The organism is Snodgrassella sp. CS2 (genome assembly GCF_050310315.1).
Taxonomy (GTDB): Bacteria; Pseudomonadota; Gammaproteobacteria; order Burkholderiales; family Neisseriaceae; genus Snodgrassella; species Snodgrassella alvi_E.
This window is the reverse complement of record NZ_JBNPBA010000031.1, coordinates 1-1,360: the sequence shown is the minus strand read 5'-3', so window position 1 is coordinate 1,360 and position 1,360 is coordinate 1. Positions and strand designations below refer to the sequence as shown.

The window sequence follows — 1,360 nt, the reverse complement described above, 5'->3', positions numbered from 1 at the left end:
CAACCGCAGGACCTGGACGTATTCGCGTCGGCCATGCCGGTTCATGCGAGCTTCCATCAGCCGGCGCAACGTTGCGAACTCCTCGGGAAGCTCCCAACCTTGCAACGGCACGGCCTGATCAAATGCGTTGAGCTTCTGCTCCAGCAGCGGCAGGTAGTGGATCGGGTTGAAGATGAGTTCATCGCGATCCCAGCACCGGGGATGGCGGGCAATGACTTCGCCCCGACAGCCAATCACCACGTCATGGACATAAGCCCGGATCCAGACATCCTGATGGGCAAAGGCGACCGGCACCGAGTAGTCATTGGTCTTGTAGCGCACGAGCGATTGCGACGAGACGCGGCCGGTGTCCTGATCGCAGGCGTCAAAGGGTGAAGCAGGCAAGGATCGCATCTCTGCCAGATCGCGCTGCAGCCGCTCGCCGATCGTTTCGCCCTCACCGCGCAGGACATCCTGCTGGCGCTTGCGGCATTGCTCCTCCAGCCAGAGGTTGAACGCCTCCCAGGTCGCGAACTCGGGGAGCGGCACCATGAAGTTGCGGCGGCAATAGCCCACCAGGCCCTCGACATTCCCCTTGTCGTTGCCTTTGCCGGGGCGGCCATAGCGATCCCGGATCAGGTAATGGGATAGAAACCCGCTGAACAGGGCGGCCCGCTTGCGGGTGCCATCGGGCAGGATCTTCGCCACCAGGCACCGGTCGTTGTCATAGACAATCGACTGGGGGACCGCCCCAAAGAAGGCAAAGGCGTGGATATGGCCGTCCACCCAGGCCTCGGCCACAGCCGCCGGATAGGCGCGGACGTAACAGGCGTCGCTGTGCGGCAGATCCAGAACAAAGAAGTGGGCCTTCTGCTCGACACCGCCGATCCTGACCATCGCCTCGCCGAAGTCAGCCTGCGCATGGCCCGGGGGATGCGCCAGCGGCACGAACACTTCCTGGCCCCGCCGTTCCCGCTCCCGCATATAGTCCTTGATGATCGTATAGCCGCCGGTGAACCCGCATTCGTCACGAAGCCGGTCGAACACCCGCTTGGCCGTATGCCGCTGCTTCCGCGGCATGGAGCGATCCGCCTCAAGCCAGCCCTCAATGATCGGGATAAAGGGATCAAGCTTCGGCCGCCTGACCTCGGCCGTCCGCCGGTAGCCCGGTGGCACCGAGAACGTCATCATCTTCGCAACCGTATCACGGGAGATGTTGAAGGCCTTCGCCGCCTGACGCTGGCTCATGCCCGCCGCGCAGGCCTGGCGAACCCTGAGATATAGTTCCACGCTGAAAATCCTCCCGCCCTCCCTGCTGTCGCAGAAAGGGAAAAGGTGGCCGACTTTTACGCCGCCCGCAGCAGCTCCATGCCGCCGCTTC

The 1,360-nt window shown here is 63.5% G+C and carries 1 protein-coding gene; it reads right to left on the bottom strand.

Going from position 1 to position 1,360, the window contains the following annotated elements; translation table 11 throughout:
* Positions 1 to 1,269 (bottom strand): IS21 family transposase (istA, locus tag ACQP6D_RS11195; protein WP_427858268.1); only part of this gene is annotated, 1,269 nt, incomplete at its 3' end.
* Positions 1,270 to 1,360 lie beyond the last annotated feature (91 nt).